Source organism: Neorhizobium sp. IRS_2294 (genome assembly GCF_050500145.1).
Classification (GTDB): Bacteria; Pseudomonadota; Alphaproteobacteria; order Rhizobiales; family Rhizobiaceae; genus Neorhizobium; species Neorhizobium soli.
The window spans coordinates 386195-409520 of the sequence record NZ_CP191440.1 but is presented as its reverse complement, the minus strand read 5'-3'; the positions used below and the strand labels follow the sequence as shown (position 1 = coordinate 409520).

Sequence of the window (23326 nt, the reverse complement as noted above, 5' to 3'; positions counted from 1 at the left end):
ATGAATGACAGATAAAAACTTTGTGGGTGCCGGCATGGACGACAGCAATCAAAATCATGCGCTGGAGCGCAAGAGGGGGTCCGGCGCGAGGCAGGTCTATGACCTCTTGCGGGATGAAATCCTTGATCTTCGCCTCGCCCCTGGAAGTGCGATCGACGAAGTTCAACTGGCAACGCGGTTCGGCATGTCGCGCACGCCGATCCGTGAAGCTCTGGTGCGGCTTGCTGGAGAGGGGCTGATCGAGACCCTGCCGAACCGGTCGACCATGGTGTCGAACATCGACTTTCTCGGCATGCACGCCTATTTCGATGCGCTGGGTTTGATGTACCGGGTCACGACGCGGCTCGCCGCGCAGCACCACAAGGCAGGTGACCTCGACATCATTCGAGCTCATCAGGCAGAATTCAAAGCGGCTGTCGAAGCCCAGGACGCCTTGGCCATGATCGCAACCAATGCGGACTTTCACGCGGCGATCGCTGCGGCTGGCCGCAATGAATACTATGCGCGCTTCTTCGAGCGTCTGCTGGGCGAAGGGCGGAGAATGCTGCGTCTCTACTACCAATCCTATGATGATCGGCTGCCATCCCGCTTTGTGGACGAACACGAGGAAATCATCGCGGCGATCGAAGCGCGAGACGTCGAGGCCGCGGACAGGCTCGGCCGCGCTCACAGTGAGCAGATCGAAGCCCAGATCGAGCGGTTGCTGACCCGTCATGACAGGCTCGACATCCTCCTGTAGGTCCTTGTATTTTTCTTGTCGACAAGATTGAAGAAGACGCTATGCTGCTCGTCGATAGGGATAGTGGCGCGTTTCCGTGCGCCGAAACGAAGGAGCTTCCCGTGACTGCAAGCATATTTTCGGGCGTCGTTCCGGCGCTGATGACACCGTGCACCGCAGACCGCATGCCGGATTTTGACGCGCTGGTCCGTAAGGCACAGCAGTTGATCGAAACGGGCATGTCGGCAGTGGTCTATTGCGGATCCATGGGTGACTGGCCCCTGCTCACAGATGCGCAGCGCATGGAAGGCGTCTCGCGCCTGGTTGAGGCTGGCATCCCCGTGATTGTCGGCACTGGCGCGATCAACTCCGCATCTGCCGTCGCGCTTGCCGCACACGCCCAGAAGGTCGGCGCAAATGGTCTCATGGTCATCCCGCGGGTTCTGTCGCGCGGCTCTGTGATCGCCGCCCAGAAGGCGCATTTCAAGGCAATCCTGTCCGCTGCACCGGACCTGCCTGCGGTCATCTACAACAGCCCCTATTACGGCTTTGCCACGCGCGCCGATCTGTTTTTCGCGCTTCGCGCCGAGCACCCGAACCTCGTTGGTTTCAAGGAATTCGGCGGTCCGGCCGACATGCGCTATGCGGCCGAAACCATTACCAGCCGCGATGACGACGTTTCTTTGATGATCGGCGTCGATACGGCCGTCTACCACGGCTACGTCAATTGCGGCGCAACCGGCGCCATTACAGGCATCGGCAACGTTCTTCCCAAGGAAGTGCTGCATCTGTGCAACCTCGCGAAAGCCGCGGCCACGGGTAACGCAGATGCACGCTTGCGCGCCAAGGAACTGGAAGAAGCGCTCGGCGTGCTTTCCTCCTTCGATGAAGGCCCGGATCTGGTTCTCTACTTCAAGCACATGATGGTCCTGAAGGGCGACGCAGAATATGCACTGAACTTCATCGAGACGGACGTGCTCAGCGACAGCCAGCGCGGCTATGTGGAAGCCCAGCTGACGCTGTTCGACACCTGGTATGCCGACTGGTGCACGCTCCCCGGCGCTGTACAGACCTGCAAGCCCTGATCTTTGCGCTCGCGGGTAAAACGGTTCCTGTTTCCGCGACGATAAACGCCGTGGCCGTGTTGAACTCAACGCGGCCCCGGCACTGCGGTGATCAAAGTCATTGTTGCCCCGAAGATTTCCGGCCGCCAGTGAACCTGCAGGATTTCAAATCAACGCGCCCTGGAGCGTAAGCGCTGCCCGCACGTCGTCGGCCGAAACTGTGGTGCTCGAGGCGCGCAATGCTGCGGCAATGCCGGCTGCATGCCCTGTTGCGAAAGCGGTTCCCATCACCCGCAGCGAACCATAGGCTGCCTGATCGGCCCCGGCGACGCGGCCCGCGAGGTAAAGATTGGATGCTCCGGCAGCCTCGATCGATCCCATCGGGATGTCTGCAAATCCTTCTCCCCCAAGATCGACGAAACGAACTTTTCCAGGCGCCTCGTGAACTTCCATCGGCCAGGCTGCGCGGCCGATACCGTCTTCGCGCCGCTCGCCTTTTGCCAGGGCTGCACCGGTCAGATCGTTGCGCGACCGTGGCCGGCGCGTTTCGCGGATGCCGATCTGCGGTCCGGTCGCTGCGATGAAGGCTGTTTCAAAGCCCGGTAGCTGCCGCAGCAACTGAAGATTTCGCCATGCTTCTCGTCGTGCCTGGCGTTCCGCTGATCCAAGACTTGCGCCGCTCAAACCGTCCGTGTCGAGGTCGATCGTCATCCACCAGTAGTCGTTCGATGTCGGAAGCCGCAGCATAACGCCCCCGTCTGCACGGTGGATTTGCGTATCGCCGCTCTCGTTGTGCCTTGCAATCAGGTCGGCCATCCGCGCCCGGTCGAATGAAACCCCTGGCGCTACTCCGCCGATGCGAACCGGCATGGAGGCCGGCTGAACCTTGTCGCCTGCCATGCTGTTGACTGTCATTTCGAACCCGGCGAGCGATGCGAGCGCTGCCTCGCCACTGGCATCGACGAATGCGGCGGCAGTGATCTCGTAGCAACCGGCGTGGTCAGTCACTGTGATAGCGGTCAGGCCGTCCGAGCCGGTTGCGACGCCTGTCACGCGAGAGTGCAGCAACACGTCGATACCGGCAGCGTCGGTCATCTGGTCGAAGCCGAACTTAATTGCCTCCGGATCAAGCATGACGATCCAGTTGCCGCTGCTCGACCTGATCGGCGCGACCTCCTGGCCGAGCGTGCGGAGGGTGTGCAAGAGATCCGCACCTATTCCGCGCACGGCAAAGACCGGTTCGGGGCCTTTCTGGTAGAAGCCGCAATAGGCGAGAACCAGAGAATTTGCGGCTGCGCCGCCGAGAAATCCGTACCGCTCGACGAGCAGAACTCGTGCGCCCGATCGGGATGCGGCCACCGCCGCGCTCATGCCGGCTGCACCGCCTCCGACCACCACGACATCATATCGACCACCACGCATAATGCTCATCCTATGGTTCTCAATCGATGATGCTCACTGCGGTTGCGAGCATAAAGGCGACGATAGGCGGCCGCGGGTATTGACGCCAATACAGTTTCCGAACCAGGGTATAACCCGGATTTATAGGACGGAGACCCGTGGCGGATGCCGAACCCCAAGCTCAAGGAACGGCAGATCGAGATTTTTCGGACGATCATGGCGACGGGTTCGCTGACGGTTGCTGCAAGACATCTCGGCGTTTCGCAGCCCAGCCTGTCGACCGCGATCAAGCGTCTGGAGGACCAGCTCGGCATCGCGCTGTTTGCCCGCATCTCCGGCCGGCTGGTCCCGACGCAGGAGGCCGAACTCATTCTTGCCGAGGTCGAGCATGTTCATCAGCAGTCGGAAATACTGTCCGATGTCATCTACTCGATTGCCCGGGGCGACGCGTCCACCTTCCGCTTCGGCTCCACGCCAAGCCTTGGCGCACGGCTGATCCCGAAGGCACTGAAGCGCTTGCAGCAGCAAGGCACCGCCGGCACTTTCTACAGCGATTCCTTGTCGCAGCGCGATGTGCGTGACTACCTCCTCTTTGGCCAAGGGGCCTGCGTCGCGACGATCGCGGAGGTTAACGATCCGGTTATCCAGACTGTCCCGATCGCCACCGCTGGCCTGGTCTGCGTGGTGCCTGCTGGCCATCCGCTGGCAGGTAGACGGTCCGTCAGGCCAGCGGATCTTTCGGACGAACAACTAATTTCGTTTGGCGCGACCACGACGCACGGTCTTCTGATCGATCAGACCTATCAGCGCTGGGGCGAGACGCGCAAAACGGCGGTCTACGTCCATTTTGTCGACGCCGCTCTCGCCTTCGTCGCCGAACGTATCGGCATCAGCGTTCTCGATGCCTTTTCGGCAATCGACTGCGATGTCCATGGGTTGGTGGCAATACCGATCGAAAACAGCGCCAGCGTTTCCGCCTATGTTCACGTCTGCGACCGTCGTCCAAGACAGAAAGGCGTCGACAGCCTAATAACCGCGCTCCGAGAAATCGCGGCAGCTGTGACAAACACGCAAGCAGGAGCAAAAACCGATGAGTAGACCAGCAAACGCCCTGTTCCCGGGGTTCAAGGACCGTCGCGTCCAGACGGCTGATGTCGATTTCGCCGTCCTCACCTCAGGCTCCGGCCCTGCCATCCTGCTGCTGCACGGCTATCCGGAAACCCGTTCGGCCTGGCACCGGATCGCGCCCGTGCTCGCTGCTTCCTATTCCGTGGTCGTGCCCGACCTGCCGGGTTACGGCGATAGCCGGGTCACCGGGACGCTCATGGATATGGGGTCCAAGCGCCGGATGGCGAAGAGCCTGCACGAGATGATGCGAGCCCTTGGGCACGACCGCTTCGTCGTCGTCGGCCACGATCGCGGCGGAAGGGTTGCCTATCGGCTCGCGCTCGATTTCGAGGAGGAGGTGCGCGCACTGGTTTCCGTCACCGTCGTGCCGACGCCGGAAATGTGGGAAGGGGCAGGCAAGGCTTTCGGGCTTGGCGCCTGGCACTGGTTCATGCTGGCGCAACCCGCACCGCTGCCTGAAACGCTGATGGCGGCCGATCCGCGTTTTCTTATCGACTTGACGCTCGCCAAGATGGCCGGCGACATCCGCCTGATCGATCCTGCGGCGCTGGAAGACTACCGGATGGCCTTCGACAGTGACGAGGTCCGTCATGCGATGTGCGAAGACTACAGGGCTGGCGCGTCGGTGGACGAGGCAGACGACCTTGCCGATCGCAACTCCGGTCGAAAGATACAGGCGCCGGTGCTGGTGCTCTCCGAACAAGGCCGGCTCTACGGTGGCGGACGCACGCCGCTCGACATCTGGGCTGACTGGGCGGTCTCGGTAGAATGCGAGGGTCTTCCAGGCGGACATCTGCTGCCCGAAACGGCGGCTGACCAGATGATCGAGAGGTTGCTGGCCTTCCTTGGGAAAATCACCGATGCCCGCTGAGAACGACGACCACCAGCACAGGGTGCCGGCCACCACCGACGGATTGCTGAGCCTGCGCCAGATGGAGGTTTTCCATGCGGTAATGCAGGCGCGTTCGATCACCGGCGCCTCCAAGGTTCTCACCATATCGCAACCGGCGCTCAGCCGCACGATCCGCCGGATTGAGGACCTGCTTGGAATCGCGCTTTTCGCCCGTGATCGTAACGGGCTGGTGCCGACGTCCGAGGCGCTGGAAATATACGCGGAAATCGATCCGTTGATCCGCCAGCTGACCGGTGTTGGAACGCAGATCGGCCGTATCGCGCGCGGCGAAACCGCCGTGTTTCGGGTCGGTTCGACGGCCAGCGTGGCGCGGGCGCTGGTTCCGCAGGCGCTGCGGACGCTCTCCGTCGAAGTGCCGGGTATCGAGTTGTTCTTCGACGTGCTGCCGGTCGACCAGATCGAGGAATATCTGATTACCGGCCGCGGTGAAGCGGTGGTGACGATTGCATCGCTGGACCATCCGCTGATCGAAAGGGAACATGTCGGGCGCGTCGATCTGGTCGCCGTCATTCCCAAGAGCCATAGCCTTGCGGCCCATCCCGTCATCCATGCAACGGATCTTGCCGACGTGGATTTCATTAGCTTTGCCGCCGGGGGTGCCCATCAGACAATCGTTGATCGTTTCCTCAGCCGCGAGAAGCTCAAGGTCAACACCCGTGCCGTTGCGCGCTTTTCCGACACTGCCTTGGCGCTGGCGAACGAAGCTATGGGTATCGTCCTTGTCGACTACGTCACAACCCTCGGCCCGGTTGGCAGCAATCTTGTCATCCGACCGATCCACAACGCACCCCAGTTCTCGATATCCGTCCTGTGGAACCGTCGTCGCTCGCACTCTGCCAACCTGCGCAAACTGATCGAGATCCTCGCCGCACGACTGTCAGCCCTGCCACCGCTGCCCTAAGAGGCCGGATAGCATGCTCTGAAGGCATGGGAGGCATAATCATTGTTTGTTGTCTTCTGGTGCGGTGAGTGGCAATGAGGGGCACTGGCGTAACGCAACGCCGTCCTTGGAGGAGGATAATCATGAAGTTTCAAATGAATCGCCGTCAGGCACTCATCGGCATGGGTGCACTCGGCAGCGCTGCGGCTTTTGGTCTGCCTGCACGGGCTGCAACCCGTAACCTCGCCGTGCTTCACCTTGCCAGCCACGCACCGAGCTTCATTGCCTTCGAGCGCGGCTACTACAAGGACGCAGGGCTGGACATCGAACTGAAGTTCTTCGAGGCAGCGCAGCCAATGGCCGTGTCAATCGCTTCAGGTGATGCCGACTTCGGCGTTACCGCGATGAGCGGTGGCCTGATCAGCCTCGCGCAAAAGGACGCCATCAAGGTTATCGGCGGCGCGCTGACCGAACAGAAGGGCGTTACCGGCGCGATCATCCTGGCGTCGAACAAGGCTTATGAGGCCGGTCTCACCGACCCTTCGAAACTGTCCGGCAAGAGTTTCGGCATCACAACGGCCGGATCCTCCTTCCATTTCATGGCGCACAAGATTGCCACAGCCAACAACATCAAGCTGTCCGACATCCAGCTGCGTCCGCTGCAGAAGCTTGGCGCAATCGTCGGCGCCCTGACCACGGGCCAGATCGATGCCTGGGCCATTCAGCCGAATGTCGCCAAGAAAATGATCCGCGAAGGCGCTGCCAAGCAAATCGGCCTCGTGTCGGACTACGCACCGGATTACCAGGTGACGACCGCCTTTACCTCGACCAAAAACGCCGCCAACGAGCGCGACATGACAGCGTCTTTCGTCAAGGCCTATTCGCGGGCGATCGCCGACTACAACGCGGCCTTCGTCGACAACAAGGCAGATGACGCCGAGCGCGACGCCCTGGCCAAGATCGTCCACAAATATGTGGAAAGCGACAGCCCATTCGAAACGGCCAAGCAGAACCTGATCGAAGGCGCCATGCGCGTCAACGAGGGCCTCGCATTGTCGCTTGGAAGCTGTGTCGAACAGCTCGAATGGTTCAAGTCCGAAGGCATGGTCAAGGACGCGATCACCAACGAACAGCTGTTCGATACGTCCTACGTCAAGACTATCTGACCGGTCGAACCCGCGGCAGCACTGCGGCCTGCCTGGAGTACCCATGGATCTGAAGCTCAACAACATCAGCCACTCCTATGGAGCCGTCGAGGTTTTGAAGGATATTTCGCTCGACATTCCGCAAGGGCAGATCATCTGCCTGATCGGACCGTCGGGCTGCGGCAAGTCGACCCTGCTCCGGTTCCTGGGTGGCCTGGAGCGGCCGACCTTTGGCAACGTGCTGCAGGTCGGCAATCCGCCGGCAGATTCGCTCAACCCGCTGACATACGTCTTCCAGCATTTCGCTCTGCTGCCTTGGCGCACGGTCGAGGGCAATATCCGGTTGGTCCTCGAGGACCACGGCTTGAGCGGGCGTCAGATGGACGAAATCGTGACGGATGTTCTCGATCGCACCCGCCTTTCCGAGTTCCGCAAAGCCCTTCCCAAGCAACTGTCGGGCGGCATGCGGCAGCGCGTGGCGATCAGCCGGGCTCTGGCGGTCCGTCCCGCAGTCATGCTGATGGACGAACCGCTATCAGCCCTCGACAGCCAGACCCGCGAACTGCTGATGGATGACCTGATCTCGCTCTGGACGCGCCAGCCGTTCACCTCGGTTTATGTAACCCACAATCTCAACGAAGCGGTCCGGCTCGGGCACCGCGTCGTCGTCTTGTCCCGCCGGCCAGGCCGGATCCGCGAGATCGTCGATATCGACATTCCACTGTCGGATCGGCATCTCGGCGATCCTGTACTGGAAGAAAAACAGAAGCAGCTCTGGGACCTGATGCGCGAAGAGGCCATGGCGGCCGACAAGGAGTTGGTCAATGTCTGACGTCACCACGTTTTCCAGCCCTCTAGAGACATCAAGCAAGGGTGAAACAGGAAAGATATCGACCGTATCGTTCCGCGGTGGCGGCTTTGCACCGATCCCGGTGCAGGGCGTCGGCATTGCCGTCTTTGTCGTTCTGATCGCGCTCGCCGAAATCGGCACCCGTAGCGGGTTCATCTCGAACCTGACGCTGCCACGGCCCTCGGCGGTCCTCGATACCTTTGTCCAGCTTTGGCAGACGGGTCTGCTGTGGAAGCATCTTCTGCCTTCACTGCAGCGGCTTTTCGTCGGTGCGTTCATGGGCATCAGCGTCGGCATAGCGGTCGGCGTGCTGATCGGTCTTTTCAGTTATGTCCGCGCCGGACTGGTCCCACTCGTCGCAGCGCTGTTTCCGATTCCGAAGATCGCGCTCCTGCCTCTGTTCGTCATCTGGTTCGGCATCGACGAAATGTCGAAATACGCACTGATCGCTTTTGGCACCTTCACGCCGACCGTGGTTGCCACCTATGGCGCCGTCGACAACGTCGATCGCACGCTGATCCGCATGGGCCAGAGCTTCGGGCTGAATTGGTGGTCGATCGTCCGCAAGATCGTCCTGCCCGGGGCATTCCCGGCCATCCTTTCGGGTCTGCGCGTCTCGATTTCGATCGCGATCATTCTTCTCGTTGCCGCAGAGATGCTCGGTGCGCAATACGGCGTCGGCTCTTACATCCTTGAGGCCGGCTCGCTCTACGACCTGGAAAAGCTCTTTGCCGGCGTCACCATCCTCTCGGTCATGGGACTGCTCGTGAATTTTGTAATCGGGCAGGTCGAAAAGCGCTTTCTGAGCTGGCGCGGCTGAACACCTAAATATTATCGAAGGGAACGACACCATGCTGGCATTGCAAAAGGTCCGGCCCGCCAAAGGTGTGGAGTTTCGCGAGATCGGCGTGCCGGAAGCTCTTGCTCCGCGCGACGTTCTGGTCCGTGTCCATTCGGCCGGCATCTGCGGAACAGACCTGCACATCGCGGAGTGGACGCCGGGCTACGAGTCGATGGAGCGCGCCATGCCCGTCACCCTTGGCCACGAGTTTGCGGGCACGATCGAACGGGTAGGGGAGGCTTTGTCGGAAACGATTATCGGCACCCGCGTGACCGCAAGACCCTCTACCACCTGCGGCCGTTGCGATGCCTGCCTTCGCGGCGACGAAGACAATTGCACGGCGCGCAAAGGGATCGGCATTGGCCGCAACGGCGCATTCGCAGGGTTCGTGTGCGTGCCCTACGATAACTGCCACGTCCTTCCCGACAGTCTCGACATGGATGTTGCGGCTTTGACAGAACCGATGACCGTCTGCGCCGAGGCGGTCGCGACTGCGGAGGTCCAGTCGGGGCAAACCATTCTGGTGATCGGTCCGGGTTTCATCGGACAGGGCATCGCCATCATGGCACGGGCGAAAGGTGCCAAGGTCGTAGTGATCGGCCGCGATGACGGGCCGCGGCTGGATGCACTCCGCGCGGCCGGTTTCGAGCAACTGATCGATACGGCGAAGACAGACATGGCGAGCGCCCTGGCGGACCTTGCGCCGTTCGACGCGATCATCGAGGCGGCCGGCGTACCCGCGCTCGTCAGCGCGACGCTGCCGTATCTCAAGAAGCGCGGGATCTTCACCGTTGTCGGCATCCACCCTCGGCCAGCCGAAATCGACCTCACATCCGTCGTGCGCATGCATCAGCAGATCCGCGGCTCCTACCGGGCACCTGCTGCCGACTGGGACGGCGTCATTGCCTTTCTTGACGCCAATCAGCCGCTGATGCGACAGCTGATTTCGCACACGCTCCCACTGTCGGACGCGCTAACGGGTTTCCAGGCCGCGCAGGATCGGGTCGCGTCTAAGGTCGTCCTGCGCATGGGAGAGCCCTGATGAGCCCCGCCATTCTAGCGCTCTGGAACGATTACCCCGCCACCATGGCCGAAGAATACGAGGCCTGGCACACATTCGAGCACGTGCCCGAGCGCCTCACGGTCCCCGGCATGCGTGCCGCCCGTCGATACGTGTCGGCAGCCGGAAAAGAGAGCTATTTCACCCTCTACGAGCTTGAAAGTCTCGCGGTGATCGAGCAGCCGTCCTATCTCGATCTTGTGCGAAATCCGACGCCCTGGTCTCAGAAAATGCGGCAGCATTTTTCGAGCGTGCTGCGGATCCCGGGCGAGATCGCTGTGAAAGCTGGAAGCGGTATCGGAGGCGCAACACTCGTGCAGGCCTATTCTGTCGAAAGCGGAAAGGCCCATGCATCGATACCGACGATGGAAGAAATTCTGCGCCAGCTGATGACCCAGACCCGCATAACGGGCTTCCAGGTCGTACTCGCCGAGCCCAACCAGGTGTACGAGGTTTTCGAGCAGGATGAAGCGACCGACCCTGATACGGTCAATGTTGTCATCATTGCTGAAGGAACCTCTGTCGAAGCTTTATCGGTCACGCAGACCGCATTGACGCAGCAGATCGAGCACCGTCTCGAACCCCGCAAAAGGCTGCGCAGCGACCTGTTCAAGCTGCTGATCAGCTACCGCGGCGAAGAATTTCCCTCGCATCGGTCCGAGATCGATACAAACACGATGTGGCATAGCGGCGATCACATCTGATCCAAATCGACGTCAGAAACGGAAGGGATCGACCTCTTTCGAAAGACCGAGTCCGCGGTCGCTTGGTGGGTGCCGCAGCCGTGCCGATGTGACGATGAACAGGACCGGGGTTGAGTACTGCTCATCGCCTCGATGGCGTGATTAGCGGATGTTCTGCGTCGCCAGCAGGAGAATGACATAGGCGAGGACCGTCAGGACCAGTCCGCGGAAGGCGAACGATACGCACTTGTACTTACGGCGCGAGATCAGCGAAAGGATGTCGGCGTTATCGAGATATTCGTTGAACAGGTAAGAGACATCGCGGTTCGCCGCAGCGAGCTCGAACAGCGGGCGATGATGCGGCCAGGTGCCCCAGAAGAGAGACGTCGAGCGGGGGATGTTGCGGGGGAGGACAACCAGGATTGCGCAAATGATTGAAAAGACTGACGCGCAGGCCAGTATCGCGCGAAGCAATGCCTCCGGAATGTCTGCCTTTGCATAGAGCGCCCAATCGAACACACTTCGCCCTTCAGCAGAAGAGATCAAGAAAGCCAGCATGAACGTGAAGATATAGGCGGCCTTTTGGTCGGCTATCTTGATCTGGTCATAGAAGACGTCGTTGATCTTTCGGATGTGGTTTATGTACTCCTCCGTCACCTCACCGCTCGCCATGGTCAGGTCAAGCATCTCCGTAGGTGCGCTATCAAAGTCACTCACGCGAAAATTCTCCGCTTACAAAGTATCCTCTCTAATAAGACTCTGGCGGCTATTCAATAGTCTTGCTAGGGCGACTACGACACTTAGTTGCTTAAGAGTGGAGCGGCGGGGGATGCCGGATTGTAGAGTGAAACTTTTTAAGGCAGCAACAGTGCTGTCGCTGACGACGGCTGTTCTCTTATCGGCTGCACTTGAGCCTGCGGGTGCGGAGCCTGTTCCGCGCTTAGGTACTGCAGCTGGGGCCGTCATCGCACGCAAGACCGGCGAGGAAGTCCGCTTTATTGACGTGTCCGACTGGCAGTCCGTCGATCTCAAACAGGACCTGATGAGCGGCGATATCCTGCGCACGAACGAGGTCGGCCAGCTCGCCATCGTTTTCTCGGACCGTACCCAGGTCAGGCTCGGCCGCAACACCTCGATGGTCGTGAAGCAGATCACCAGCGAGACGAGTTCCGACACGGTGTTGCAGCTTCAGTCAGGAACGATCTGGGCCCGGGCCGAGCGCGGAGGGCCCGGCGTACAGGTCCAGACTGCCGCAGCGGCTGCCGCTATTCGAGGGACCGACTGGACCATGACGGTCAGCGGCAACGACACGTCGCTGACGGTTCTCGACGGGGTCGTGCAACTCGCCAATCCACAAGGCATGGTCGACGTGCGTGCGGGTGAGGCGGCAGCAGCCACCTTGGGTCAGGCGCCTCGCAAGGTGGTTATCGTCGACTCCGATGACCGCGAACAAATGCTGTTCTACCTTCCGCCGCGAGAAGCGTTCGAGCGTATGCCGCCAGCAGCGGTCCCATTTGCAGACATGCGCCGAAATGCCGATCGTATTCTGGCGATTCCACCTGCGAAGCGTTCGACCGCCGACCTGGTCGATCTTGCGGAAGCGCAGTTGTCGCTTGAAGGCCCGGCAAAGACAATGGAGATGCTTGGTGCGCTGGAGCGCACGCAGTTATCATCAACCCAACGGGACCGGCTGATCCTGATCAAGGCCATCATCGCAGCCAACCAAGCGCGATACGGTGAAGCGGCGGCCCTTTTCGCGCAGGTTTCTCACCGCCTCGATCCACGCAGGAGAGCGATCGCGCTCTGGGGTGGCTATTATGCACGGTCGCTGGCAGATCCAAGCCGTGTCGAGCCGCTGCCACCGAGCAATGGTGGACCGGAAGCCGCATTTCTGCGGGCCTATGCGGTCGGTTTCCTGAAGGACCTGAACGCGTCGATCGAGGCTCTTCGCGAAGCGGAGCGACAGTACCCTTCCGACCCCTCGCTTCCGGCCTATCGCGGCTGGATCGCGTTGTTGTTGAATGACCGCAAGCAGGCGGAGGAGGCGATAAACCGCTCACTGTCTCTCGATCCGCATGAGCCCACTGCGCTGGAGGCGCGATCTCATTTCAAGGCAGGGTTCCAGGGCGATAACGACGGAGCGCTGGCAGATCTCTACGAGGTTCTGAAGGTAACGCCGGGAAGCAGCACCACCTGGAATGCGATCGCCGACATACACTCGACCAGGGGTGCCAATCGAGAGGCAGAGGCAGCGCTTCGAAAGGCGATCGAGCTGGATCCGATCGATCCTATATCGCACTCGAATCTGGCGATCTTCTATCTGGACACAAACCGGGTTAAGGAGGCGAAGCGCGAGATCGATCTTGCCATGGCTGCGGATCCGGCGCTGGATCAGGTTCTGATTGCGAGAGGTCGCTACTATCTCCAGACAGGCGAGCCCGACAAGGCGGTCGAAGACCTGCTCGCAGGCACTGTTTCCAATCCGGCGGATGCCCAGGGGCAAATTGTTCTTGGCGCGGCCTACTACCAGAAAGGGGACCGTGTCGCTGCAGAACAGGCGATCGACAATGCCGATAGACTGGATAACAACGATCCCGTCATCTCGGCGGTTCGGGCCTCGGTGGCCATTTCGGAGTATGATGCGCCGGGTGCGATCCAACATGCGCGAGACTACGTCCTGCGTGCGCGAGCGCGCGGTGGAGAGTACACGTCGCTGGGCGCAAACCAGCAGGCGGGTTCGATTCTCAACAGTGCGTTCCGCTTTCAAGGCCTGAACGCCTGGGGCGAATTCTACAGCGATGCCGTCTTCGATCCATTTTCCGGTGCTGCCTATATCGATGAAAGCATCCGTGGCAGCGTCAACCCTTTCGCGAACAGCTACCTCTATGGTGAGGACGTCATCAACAACGCCCCGAACGGGCAATTCTTTTCATCAACGCTTCAGGGGCTCCTGGTGGAGCCGACACTGATCTCGTCTCCCAGTCGCGGGTTTGACATTCTCACCCGGCCGTTCTTCGAAGTGTCTGTCGGAGGTGGCTTCACTGCGGCGGGCGGAGGCACCGGCGGGACGGGCGAGGCAGAGATTCAGGGCTATACGAACTTCCCGAACCCGACGAGCTACTATGCCAATTTCGAATGGCAGAAGTCACTCGACGCCCGCGATGCCGGCTTGATCACGGATATCGGGACAGAGCTGGAGGTGCTCGGCGGCAATGTCTTCCTGACCACCAGTCCGACCTATTACGACCGCATCGTCTTCTACTACAACGATGCAAAGAGTACCTTCGAGCAGGAGGTGACGATCCCCGGAACGTTGCCCGTCGTCACGGAAACGCGGCAAGACGAGATTGTCGGGAGAAGCCGCAACGGAGGTTTGGGCTGGAGCCACACGTTCGCCTACGAGAATGTCATGAATGCCGCCATTCTTCACAGCGGCACGAGGCGCAATGACACACGGTACAGCGAGATCGACCTTGGAACTCCGTTTCCGACGATTCCAAATGCTCGCGAACGCGATGAGTATGAAGAAAATGCCTATATTGCCGCTCTCAGCCATACGTTCAAAACGGGTGATCTCACCTGGCGCTATGGTTTGGAAGGTGGCTGGATCTCCGAATCCCAGACACAGACGATAGAAGACCTTATCGGCGGGGCTTCCGGGACCGCCAGCAGCTCGGATCGCACGAGCGTCGCAAGCGTTTATGTCGATCTGCTCCACGAGATCCAGTCAAACTTGAAGGCTGAGTACGCCGTATTCGGTAACTACCTCAGCAACGACGCATCTGACGGTGTTCGCCTAGAGCCGCGTCTCGGCCTTGCCTGGTCACCTGCCGAGGGACAGTGGCTCCGCGCTGCCGTGATGCGCAGCAGCACGGATCTGTCGACGCCGACACTGTCGCCGGTCTCTGTCGTCGGCCTGCAGCCGAATGCTTTCGATGTTGCACCGGAAGGACGTGCCGATACGGTCGCACTTCGGTGGGATGCAGAGTGGACAGACAGGTTCTTCACGGCTGCGGAGTTCCAGCACCAGGACGTGCGCGACATGCAGATCGCAGTTCCACTGACAGCCGTTCCCTTCACTACCAGCGAGGGACGCATCGATAGGGCGAGTCTGACAGGCAATCTTCTCTTAGGGCACGGCTTCGGTCTCTCGTCCACGATCGCCTACGCGGATTCGGAAGAAAAAGGCGGTAGCCTGCCCGCGGGCTCATCCTTGCCGTTCATCCCGGAATGGGCAGGCCAGCTGGCGCTCACCTATGTCAATCCGGCCAATGTCCAGGTTTCGCTGGCCGCCAACTACATTGGCGAGCGGATAGGCAGTGCCGGGACTGGCCTTGGTGACTACTGGACCCTCGACAGCAAGCTGACCTGGGAGCCTCTCGACAAGCGGATGGCGCTGGAACTGGAGGCTTTCAATCTGCTCGACGAAGAGTTCGAAGTCGACGCCGGCGTTCCCGCCTGGGGAAGATCCTTCAAGGGTACGTTGAAGGTTCGTTTCTAGATGTCAGGTAGTCGGTCGAATGCCCGCGGCGGGCCCATGCTCCGGTCTCGGCAGCTAAAGCTCACGGCGCTGTCACTGATAATCTACGTCGCATTGACGTTGATCGCTCAGCTTCCAGCTTGGTCGCTGCTCGACAACCGTGCGTTCGACTATCTATCGACCCTGAACCCTTTGCCGCTTGCCTCGGACAGCCCGATCGTCGTTGCGATCGACGAACCCTCTCTCGCCGAAATCCAGAGCCAGTGGCCGTGGCCACGAGGCCTGCATGCAAGACTGATCACGGCGTTGCGCGCGGCCGGTGCCAGGACGATCGGCATGGACATCATCTTCGCGGAGCCGTCCAATCCTGAAGACGACGCCGCCCTTGCCGCAGCGCTTGGACCAGACGTCGTGCTCGCCGGTGACGAAACGCTTGTGACGTCCGCGCAGGCGGATCAGTTTGTGCGGGTTCTGCCGCTGCAAATGTTCAGTGACGCCTATGCTTTGACGGGCATTGCCTCGATTACGCTTGATCGCGACGGCGTTCTGCGTCGTCTGCCACCCTACGACGATGGCTTCGCCGCCACGGTTGCGACTGCTGCAGGTTTCGAAATTTCCGTGGGAGTGCCGAACAAACTGCTTCAGGTTTACGGGCCAGCCCGCACATACCCGACAGTTTCCTATTACCAGGCGCTCGAGCCGGAGCGGTTCCTGCCCGAAGGGTTTTTCAAGGATAGGATCGTTCTGATCGGTCTAAGCCTCCAGACCGCAGCGACGGTGGAGAAGGGTGGAGCGGACGCTTATGCAACGCCCTACACCGTCCACACCGGTCACCTGACGGCCGGCGCTGAAATCCAGGCGACGATCGTCGACAACATCAGACTGGGATCTTCCGTTACAGAAGCTGACCAGGCACTGCGTCAACTTCTGCTGTTTGGTGCGGTCGTCATCGGGGCGTTGCTGGTTCGCAAGGATACGGGTTGGAAAATCGTGTTGTACAACAGTGTCGCGCTTGTCGTGTTGCTGGGTGGAGCTTACGCGGCGTTGCGGCTCGGGAGGGTCTTTGTGTCTCCCGTCTCACCCGCATTGGCGATGCTCAGCCTGAGCACTGCGCAGGCGGGGCTCGATTACGCGAAGGAGCGGGCGGGCCGTCGCCAGATCACGCAAGCGTTCGCTCAGTACCTATCGCCTGACCTTGTTTCTCAACTGGCCAGCGATCCGACCCGTTTGAAGCTTGGTGGCGAGAAGAAGAAGCTGAGCGTCCTTTTCTGCGATGTCCGCGGGTTCACCACAATCGCCGAACAGCTGAAGGATGACCCTCAACACCTCACCGAGCTGATAAACCGGCTGTTGACGCCGCTTTCGGATATCGTGCTCTCCCATGGGGGAACGATCGACAAGTATATCGGCGACTGCCTGATGGCATTCTGGAATGCGCCGCTCGACGATCCCCACCATGCCGATCACGCGGTTTCAGCCGCGCTCTCAATGCTCGCTTCAATGGAGAGCCTGAACGCCGAGCTCGCGCGTGAGGCGGAGATCGCCGGTCGAACGCATCACGAGCTGCGTATCGGCATCGGCATCAACACGGGTGATTGCGTCGTGGGCAACATGGGTTCGACCAGGCGCTTTGACTATTCCGCGCTCGGCGATGCCGTCAATCTGGCAGCACGTCTCGAGGGGGAATCCAAGAACCTCGGCGTCTCCCTATTGATTGGGGCAGGAACTGCGGCCAGCCTGGCCGACACGAGCGGTGTGAGGGAGCTCGGCCGCATCGTCGTCAAAGGCAAGAGCGAGGAAGTCTCGGTTTTCACTGTTGTGCGGTAGGAGATCGGACAGGAAGAATTTGACGGGAGAAAGCGTGCATCGATAGAGACGAACCGAAGAGTGTGATCCCGATCAACTGCGGCCGGAATGTCCACCGGCCGGAAGAATGAGCATTCCAATCTTTGATTTGGTCGAGCTATAGTCCGATCCGCGGCGCCGCACCGTGCGGTCACCATGCGGGCCCGCCTGAATATGGGGTTCACGTGCCGTATCATTTCCTGGAAGTCGCCGTGACGCCGAGCGTCAGAGCCGCACAGGCGGATATGGGTGCGGATCAAATATGGTTGGGCAACCACGACCGCCCCTCAGATACATTCACGGAAAACGAAATCGCCTTCATCGCCTCGCGCGACAGCTTCTACATGGCATCGGTGTCTGAAACCGGGTGGCCATACGTTCAACACCGTGGAGGGAGAGCTGGTTTTTTGAAGGTCGTCGATCCTCGAACCATGGCATTTGCCGACTATCGAGGTAACCGCCAGTACATCAGTGCAGGAAATTTCGCAGCCAACGACCGGGCCTGCCTGTTCCTGATGGACTACGTCCGACGAGCCCGGCTCAAAATCTACGCACATGTCGAGCGGCTAACGCTCGATGCCGATCAGGCTCTTACCGATCTGGTCTCCGATCCCACCTACAAAGGCAGGCCGGAGCGGTTATTCAAGCTTCGGCTCGAGGCTTACGACTGGAACTGCCCGCAACACATCATCCCGCGCTATACCGAGCAGCAGGTCGAGGAAGCGGTAGCACCCCTTCGTCAAAGACTGCATCAGCTGGAAGCAGAAAACGCGACACTGCGGGCCCGTTTGGAAGGCAAAGCCTTGTGACCGGCGCTCGAACGATCGTCTAAGACTTACACACGAGATTGCGTGGTCGGTCGCCGGGAAGCGTTGCCTCAGCCGCTGGTCTCAACGTTCGTCGCCGGATGATGGTATAGCAGGCGATCCCAGCTGTACGTGGCTCGCCCGTTCGCTGATGTGACGATCGAGGGACGCGATCATCTCTTGGGGGCTGTCGCAGCCAGCGCCATATGCCCTCAACAGATAGGCAACCGCTTCCTCCCCCAACACGCTGGTCGGCTCAACGGTGTTAACGGCGCACCAGTCGAGGTGCGCGTCTCTGATCAAGTTGAGTTGCGTAACGTCAAATACACCCGCCACCATCGTCGTCTCCATTATCGATCTATTCGCAGTTACCATGAGACCGTTGCGACGATAACGCATGGACGCGGTTCTTGTTGCCGGCGACGAAGCCTGTTTCGCGTGACAATGCCTCGTCAAGGAGACACGGAGAACCTCTATGACGTAGGCCCCGCGCTGAAGGATGGGCATCGCCCGCAGACTTGAACACGGCTGCTCGGCATCACATCTATTGCCGGTAAAGCCCGCTCCATCTTGAAAATCTCATCAAACTGGAACGGTAACGTTTGTTTTCTGCACGCTTCGGTGCAGACTGTCACTCGGAACGATTCCGGTTTTTACTCTTCAGTCGACTCCACGACGGGCTTACTTAACGAGGTACTCGGTGATTGATTTCTTCGGCACAACGCAAGGTTTCATGACGTTGGGAGCGCTGATTGGCGCTGGTAGCTTTGCTCTGGGATCCGCCAGTCGGTCCATCCACAAACTCGGCGTTCTCGTCCGTCCGGGACAGACAAACCGGAACGCGCGCAGCCTTGCAATGCGAACGATGCTGGCGCTCGATGACTACGTCGGGGCCGCCTATGCAGCCGTCCATGACCGGCCTGAGTTCAATCCTATGGACCAGGAGGAGTTCGCGTTCCATCTTCCCGAACCAGTGCTGATCCTTCCTGACGACGCGGACTGGCAACTTTTCGGGGCGGATCTTGGCGAAGAGATATTGTGGTTTTCAAACCGTGTTAGCAACCACGAGAACGCTCTCGAAAGCCTCGATTTGTCGAAACCCGCGCATGACGGCTTTTTCGAGCGCCGCATTGAGGGTTACGCCCGGCTTGCTGCAAGAGCGATGGATCTGATTGCTCGGATCAGCAGCGAGTTCGACCTGACCCTTCCTGAAAAACCGGACTACTATCGTCAGGCGGAAGGGCTGGCCAAGATTCTGCACGGCCTCGATAAAGCGACCGCAAACAAGCTCCAACCCGCCACCGGGAATGCAACCACGAATGTGACTCCACTGTTCCCAAAGTCAGTGTGATCTGCAGCCTGCATCTGCTGACCGACATTTCCAACGTCAGGCTATGCGATCAGGCTGAGCCTGATACGGGCCTTTTTTGTCAGAACTTGTACCGGACCCCTACGACATTGGCGTTCGAGCCGCCGTGCATGTCGCCAAGCGTTCCCCATGTGCCTGAGCGATGGTGGAGCCGCCAGAACACCTCCGTGTTCGGGAGCTTGTCGCTCGAAAGGCTCAGCTCGGGTCCAAGGTAGAACAGGGTGCGTGCGTTGCCGTCCCGTTCCTGCTCGTGATCCCGCTCCCGACCTTTCTGGCTTTTGGTGACATGGCTGAGGCCGAACGTGAAAGATGGCGAGACACGCACAGGGCCGAGCCTGACGCCGTCATGTCGACCTACGACACCGCCCCACACCTCGCCGCTCGTGCTCTCGCCGAACCGACCAGCAAGACCCGCCTCCAGGCCGAAGCTGAACGTCCCAAACTGGTATGGGAACACCTGGTACCCCAGCCCAATCAACGCGTTATCTTCGTAGTCAGAACCGAACACGTTGGCAGCGTCGAGCATATTCTCATCGACCATAGCGCCACCGAACACCATCACGAACTGATCCAGATCAGGACGGTCTGCTCGCGCGTGACCGAGACCCAACTGCAAGACGACGGCCACCAAAGCCATCCTCGGGAAGAAATTCATTCCAGCTTTCCTCCTCAGGAGTTGTTTCGCGCGCCGTAACGTTAGCAAGACAACATACGACCTGATCCGTTGTAGGCAAGACGTCATCGACTGTCGAGAGTTGTGGCAGATCCGAAACGACCGATGGAATTCTGCCACCGTTCGTGTTCCGTTTATAACGAGAGGCGTATTTGGCTCGGCCGCACCTGGTGGCCGAAGGCCTCGATCGGTATGGGTCGCGAGAAAAGGTAACCTTGCAGCTCGTCGCATCCCGCTGCGATCAGGAACTCCCTCTGCTCCTCGGTTTCGACACCCTCGGCCGTTGTTGCCTTGCCCAATGTCCGGCTCAGACTGGCGATAGCGGAGACGATGGCGGCACCTTCTGCCTTGCAGCCCAGCAATTGGACGAAGGACCTGTCAATCTTTACGCGGTCGATTTTGAGGTCGATCAAATGGCTCAGCGACGAAAAGCCGGTGCCGAAATCGTCGAGCGCAATTCTCACCCCGCGTGACCTGAGTAGGTTCAGGTTCTCGGCCGCGCCTTCGTCGAGGTTGAAAATGGCAGCCTCTGTTACTTCAAGCTCCAAGCGATCCGGCGAAAGCCCGCAATCTCTCAGAATCGACAGAACCATCTGGGCAAAGTTGCGCTGTCCGATTTGTGACGGGGAGACGTTGACGGCAATCGAGAGATGAGCCGGCCAGGACGCGGCAGCGGCGGCCGCCGTGAGCAAGACCCATCGGCCCAGCTGGTTGATCATCCCGGCTTCTTCAGCAATCGGAATAAACTTGTCAGGCGACAGAAGCCCCCTTGTCGGGTGGCGCCATCGGACAAGAGCTTCCGCACCTGTAACATCACGTGACCTGTCTGCCTGATGGACGCCTTGAGCAAAAACTTCCAGATGACCTACCCTGTTGTCGCGCATCACCCCTTGCGTGGCACCCGGACCTTCATCTCTTTCGAGCATGATGCGCAGTTCGTTCCGCAGTTCGGTGCGTTCGTTTGCGCGGGTGTCCAGCGAACTATTGTATTCTGCCGCGCGGCCGCGGCCACTTTCCTTGGCATCGTAGAGTGCGACGTCTGCCCGACGAAGGAGTTCCCGGGCGGTGGTAAACGCGCCCTCAGGGGCCGTGTATCCGATCGAACCGCCGATAGAGACAACGACAGTACCGTTCACAAGATGAAACGGGTCGCTGATGCGCGCCATGATCTCGTTGCACAAACCGATGATGCTTCGGTTGTGGCCGAGAGAGGGGATGAGGAGGGCAAACTCGTCGCCGCCGAAACGCGCAAGTGTGTCACCAGGCCGAAGAAGCGACTTCATCCGCTCTACGGCGATACGCAACAGCTCATCGCCAGCGAGATGGCCGTAGACGTCGTTGACCTGCTTGAATCGGTCGAGGTCGATCAGCGCGACGACAGTCTCGCGGTCTTGTGTCCCGAGTTCGGTAAGACATTGCTCAAGTCTTGTCGCAAACAAAGCGCGGTTGGGAAGACCGGTCAGCACGTCGTGATGGGAAAGATGCCGCGCATGGGTCTCGCTCGCAGCGAGTTGTTTCAGGCTGTAGCGCAGACGCAGCAGCAGGGCGGAAAACAAGATGGTGACGACAAGTCCGGCGGCAGACAGGAAGGGCAGGAGACGCGCGATAACGCGAGAACCAGGCAGATCCGGTTTCCAGACGATAAATCCGATGGGCTCTGCCGTGCGGGTGGACGCCACCTGGAACGCGACCTCACCCGGTTCGTAATCCGCTGTGCGAGCATAACGTGCCCCGGCGAGACCCTGCTCCCTGCTCAACATATCGAGCGTCGGGCCGTCCAAAAACCGGATGGCGATAAGATAGTATTCCGCCTTCACCTTACCTGGATCATCTTGCACCTGATGAACCACCGGAACGATGCCCGCAATCGAGGGCCTGCCTTCCAGCCGGAGCAACTCCACCTGATTCTTTTGGGGAGCGGGAGCGTGCTGCCCATCGGTTTCCAGGCCTTTTGTTACGGCCGAGATCATTGGCCAAAGGACGGGACGAACCCATTTGAAACGACGCACGCTATCGGGGTCAGGCTGGAGTGCGAGTTCTCCGTCGGGCGAAATCAGAAAAACGGCGCTGTAGCCAAAGACGGATGTGGCGATCCGACCAAACGTCTGGATCGACGCGCTTCTGGATATCACCGTGCCGCTGTCCGAAGAGCCGGGCGATAAGAATGAAGCATAGCCTTCCGCCAGCAGTTGCATATCCTGTGCAACGCGGTCGACCTGATTTTGCAGCCTGCCGTCAACCAGCTCTCGTTGCCTGTCGCGCGCCGCAGAGTCGCTTTCACTTCCGGCCCAAATGGCTGCGAGAACAACGAGCCCTAATATTGCAAGACCGGTTCCGGTCAGCAGGATCAAAACCGACTGCGACGACGAACGAGCCGACAGTCGCGTCAACAATGAAAACACCCAGTTTGAAGACACGGAATCTCCCCTCGCCCAGGGAAGTGTAGAGGGGATTAATTACGAAATGCTTTTAAAGCATGTCTCAAAATTGAAGCATTCGCGATTGATGACGAAAACACGCAATGCCGGAGGCGGCCGGGGTCAAGATGAGCTTCTGGTTGGCCGCTGACAAGCATGCGAGAGAAGCTCTTAATCCTTGTATGTTCTAATGTTCCCAATACGGGAATCGAGCCCGGACGACAAGAGGAGAGCCAGATGCCGAAAATGAACCCCAGAGCGCTGATCACACTGTGTATAGCTGCTTCGTTGCTCCTTTTGCCCACACATAACCTTAGAGAGGCAGTCGCTGCCGACCGGGCAGGAGATCAGAAGATCAAGGTTGCGTTTGAGGGAGGCTTTCCTCCCTTCAACTACGTGGACTCCAGCGGTCAACTGCAGGGTTTCGACGTCGACATCGCCAAGGCCCTTTGTGAGACGGCACGGCTTTCCTGCGAACTGGTCGTCCAGGAATGGACCGACATGATCCCCAATCTGCTTTCGAACAAATACGACATGATCGTATCGTCCATGTCGATGAGTGCAGAGAGACGCAAACTCGTGACATTCTCGGACAAATACTACGACAGTCCCTCCGTCTTTATCGCACGCAAAGACTCGGTCTTGACCACCATATCGGACGAAAGCCTCAAGGGCCTGCGCGTCGGCATCGCGGCGGAGACCTCACAGCAGGCATACATCAAGAAGTTTTTCCCAAGCGCCGAGACAACGGTGTTTCGCTCCTCGCCGGAGCTTTACAAGGCGCTGGCAAACGAGGACGTTGACGTCATGCTTGAAGACAAGCTTGCCGTGTACGACTGGCTCACGAACACAAATGAAGGACGTTGCTGCAAGTTCGTTGGCACCGACGTCAAGGACACATCGATCTTCGGCGAAGGTGCGGGCATCGCTTTCCGCAAGGACGATGCTGCGTTGACGGCAAAGATCAATGCGGCCCTGGCGGAGCTTCAGGCTGGCGAAGTCTATGACAGCATCAACGCGAAATATTTCCCCTTCAGCATCCGTTGATGCGGG

19 protein-coding genes are annotated in these 23326 nt (G+C 59.7%); 15 read left to right on the top strand and 4 right to left on the bottom strand.

The features are described from left to right. The first annotated feature begins 34 nt into the window (after positions 1–34). Both ACQY1K_RS19155 and ACQY1K_RS19150 read left to right on the top strand, forming a co-directional pair. The gene (locus ACQY1K_RS19155; RefSeq protein ID WP_062578394.1) at positions 35–739 is read left to right on the top strand and encodes a GntR family transcriptional regulator; all 705 of its coding nucleotides are present in this window, start codon (positions 35–37) and stop codon (positions 737–739) included. Positions 740–840: 101 nt separating this feature from the next. Beyond that, positions 841–1803, top strand: coding sequence for a dihydrodipicolinate synthase family protein (locus ACQY1K_RS19150; RefSeq protein WP_430260282.1), 963 nt, complete (start codon positions 841–843; stop codon positions 1801–1803). 144 nt (positions 1804–1947) lie between these two features. On the opposite strand, the gene ACQY1K_RS19145 is transcribed toward ACQY1K_RS19150, so the two are convergent. Beyond that, complete coding sequence (locus tag ACQY1K_RS19145; RefSeq protein WP_430260280.1) at positions 1948–3213, bottom strand: FAD-dependent oxidoreductase; 1266 nt, start codon at positions 3211–3213, stop codon at positions 1948–1950. A gap of 135 nt (positions 3214–3348) precedes the next feature. On the opposite strand from ACQY1K_RS19145, the gene ACQY1K_RS19140 reads away from it, so the two are divergent. The 8 genes from ACQY1K_RS19140 to ACQY1K_RS19105 all read left to right on the top strand — a co-directional run bounded on the left by ACQY1K_RS19140 (position 3349) and on the right by ACQY1K_RS19105 (position 10704). Then, a complete protein-coding gene (locus ACQY1K_RS19140; RefSeq protein ID WP_062459921.1) occupies positions 3349–4281 on the top strand; it encodes a LysR substrate-binding domain-containing protein in 933 nt (310 codons plus the stop codon). After that, on the top strand, positions 4274–5182 hold the full coding sequence (locus tag ACQY1K_RS19135) for an alpha/beta fold hydrolase (RefSeq protein ID WP_062459919.1): 909 nt from the start codon (positions 4274–4276) through the stop codon (positions 5180–5182). The genes ACQY1K_RS19140 and ACQY1K_RS19135 overlap by 8 nt, the downstream gene beginning before the upstream one ends. After that, complete coding sequence (locus tag ACQY1K_RS19130) at positions 5172–6125, top strand: LysR family transcriptional regulator (protein WP_430260278.1); 954 nt, start codon at positions 5172–5174, stop codon at positions 6123–6125. The genes ACQY1K_RS19135 and ACQY1K_RS19130 overlap by 11 nt, the downstream gene beginning before the upstream one ends. 122 nt (positions 6126–6247) lie before the next feature. Then, positions 6248–7270 (top strand): ABC transporter substrate-binding protein, encoded by a 1023-nt coding sequence (locus ACQY1K_RS19125; RefSeq protein ID WP_062459915.1) that lies wholly within the window; start codon positions 6248–6250, stop codon positions 7268–7270. Positions 7271–7313: 43 nt separating this feature from the next. After that, positions 7314–8081, top strand: coding sequence for an ABC transporter ATP-binding protein (locus ACQY1K_RS19120; RefSeq protein WP_062577877.1), 768 nt, complete (start codon positions 7314–7316; stop codon positions 8079–8081). Further along, on the top strand, positions 8074–8919 hold the full coding sequence (locus tag ACQY1K_RS19115) for an ABC transporter permease (protein ID WP_113111409.1): 846 nt from the start codon (positions 8074–8076) through the stop codon (positions 8917–8919). The genes ACQY1K_RS19120 and ACQY1K_RS19115 overlap by 8 nt, the downstream gene beginning before the upstream one ends. A 31-nt stretch (positions 8920–8950) precedes the next feature. Next, complete coding sequence (locus ACQY1K_RS19110) at positions 8951–9982, top strand: zinc-dependent alcohol dehydrogenase (RefSeq protein ID WP_430260276.1); 1032 nt, start codon at positions 8951–8953, stop codon at positions 9980–9982. After that, positions 9982–10704, top strand: coding sequence for a hypothetical protein (locus tag ACQY1K_RS19105; RefSeq protein ID WP_430260274.1), 723 nt, complete (start codon positions 9982–9984; stop codon positions 10702–10704). Before ACQY1K_RS19110 ends, ACQY1K_RS19105 begins: the two co-directional genes overlap by 1 nt. 141 nt (positions 10705–10845) lie before the next feature. Here ACQY1K_RS19105 and ACQY1K_RS19100 read toward each other — a convergent pair whose 3' ends face one another. Then, the gene (locus ACQY1K_RS19100) at positions 10846–11400 is read right to left on the bottom strand and encodes a Pycsar system effector family protein (protein WP_062459905.1); all 555 of its coding nucleotides are present in this window, start codon (positions 11398–11400) and stop codon (positions 10846–10848) included. A 127-nt stretch (positions 11401–11527) separates the two neighbouring features. On the opposite strand from ACQY1K_RS19100, the gene ACQY1K_RS19095 reads away from it, so the two are divergent. The 4 genes from ACQY1K_RS19095 (at position 11528) to ACQY1K_RS19080 (ending at position 19165) form a co-directional block, all read left to right on the top strand. Next, positions 11528–15184, top strand: a complete 3657-nt coding sequence (locus ACQY1K_RS19095; protein ID WP_430260272.1) for a FecR domain-containing protein — start codon at positions 11528–11530, stop codon at positions 15182–15184. Between the two features lie 36 nt (positions 15185–15220). Then, positions 15221–16990, top strand: a complete 1770-nt coding sequence (locus ACQY1K_RS19090; protein WP_430260270.1) for a CHASE2 domain-containing protein — start codon at positions 15221–15223, stop codon at positions 16988–16990. Positions 16991–17193: 203 nt separating this feature from the next. Continuing rightward, the gene (locus tag ACQY1K_RS19085; RefSeq protein WP_184655823.1) at positions 17194–17817 is read left to right on the top strand and encodes a pyridoxamine 5'-phosphate oxidase family protein; all 624 of its coding nucleotides are present in this window, start codon (positions 17194–17196) and stop codon (positions 17815–17817) included. 697 nt (positions 17818–18514) lie between these two features. Further along, positions 18515–19165, top strand: a complete 651-nt coding sequence (locus tag ACQY1K_RS19080; RefSeq protein ID WP_092662941.1) for a hypothetical protein — start codon at positions 18515–18517, stop codon at positions 19163–19165. 79 nt (positions 19166–19244) lie between these two features. On the opposite strand, the gene ACQY1K_RS19075 is transcribed toward ACQY1K_RS19080, so the two are convergent. Both ACQY1K_RS19075 and ACQY1K_RS19070 read right to left on the bottom strand, forming a co-directional pair. Beyond that, entirely contained in the window at positions 19245–19838 is a 594-nt protein-coding gene (locus tag ACQY1K_RS19075) for a hypothetical protein (protein ID WP_430260268.1), read from the bottom strand. 152 nt (positions 19839–19990) lie between these two features. Next, a complete protein-coding gene (locus ACQY1K_RS19070) occupies positions 19991–22273 on the bottom strand; it encodes a putative bifunctional diguanylate cyclase/phosphodiesterase (protein WP_430260266.1) in 2283 nt (760 codons plus the stop codon). A 237-nt stretch (positions 22274–22510) separates the two neighbouring features. Here ACQY1K_RS19070 and ACQY1K_RS19065 point away from each other — a divergent pair, with 237 nt between their 5' ends. After that, entirely contained in the window at positions 22511–23320 is an 810-nt protein-coding gene (locus ACQY1K_RS19065) for a transporter substrate-binding domain-containing protein (RefSeq protein ID WP_244508841.1), read from the top strand. The last annotated feature ends 6 nt before the right edge of the window (positions 23321–23326 follow it).

What these genes read in the sequence shown, in the direction of transcription:
- ACQY1K_RS19155 (WP_062578394.1), top strand. Translation starts at nt 35, where the DNA reads ATGGACGACAGCAATCAAAATCATGCGCTGGAGCGCAAGAGGGGGTCC.
- ACQY1K_RS19145 (WP_430260280.1), bottom strand. Translation starts at nt 3,213, where the DNA reads ATGAGCATTATGCGTGGTGGTCGATATGATGTCGTGGTGGTCGGAGGC.
- ACQY1K_RS19140 (WP_062459921.1), top strand. Translation starts at nt 3,349, where the DNA reads ATGCCGAACCCCAAGCTCAAGGAACGGCAGATCGAGATTTTTCGGACG.
- ACQY1K_RS19135 (WP_062459919.1), top strand. Translation starts at nt 4,274, where the DNA reads ATGAGTAGACCAGCAAACGCCCTGTTCCCGGGGTTCAAGGACCGTCGC.
- ACQY1K_RS19130 (WP_430260278.1), top strand. Translation starts at nt 5,172, where the DNA reads ATGCCCGCTGAGAACGACGACCACCAGCACAGGGTGCCGGCCACCACC.
- ACQY1K_RS19125 (WP_062459915.1), top strand. Translation starts at nt 6,248, where the DNA reads ATGAAGTTTCAAATGAATCGCCGTCAGGCACTCATCGGCATGGGTGCA.
- ACQY1K_RS19120 (WP_062577877.1), top strand. Translation starts at nt 7,314, where the DNA reads ATGGATCTGAAGCTCAACAACATCAGCCACTCCTATGGAGCCGTCGAG.
- ACQY1K_RS19115 (WP_113111409.1), top strand. Translation starts at nt 8,074, where the DNA reads ATGTCTGACGTCACCACGTTTTCCAGCCCTCTAGAGACATCAAGCAAG.
- ACQY1K_RS19110 (WP_430260276.1), top strand. Translation starts at nt 8,951, where the DNA reads ATGCTGGCATTGCAAAAGGTCCGGCCCGCCAAAGGTGTGGAGTTTCGC.
- ACQY1K_RS19105 (WP_430260274.1), top strand. Translation starts at nt 9,982, where the DNA reads ATGAGCCCCGCCATTCTAGCGCTCTGGAACGATTACCCCGCCACCATG.
- ACQY1K_RS19090 (WP_430260270.1), top strand. Translation starts at nt 15,221, where the DNA reads ATGCTCCGGTCTCGGCAGCTAAAGCTCACGGCGCTGTCACTGATAATC.
- ACQY1K_RS19075 (WP_430260268.1), bottom strand. Translation starts at nt 19,838, where the DNA reads ATGAATTTCTTCCCGAGGATGGCTTTGGTGGCCGTCGTCTTGCAGTTG.
- ACQY1K_RS19065 (WP_244508841.1), top strand. Translation starts at nt 22,511, where the DNA reads ATGCCGAAAATGAACCCCAGAGCGCTGATCACACTGTGTATAGCTGCT.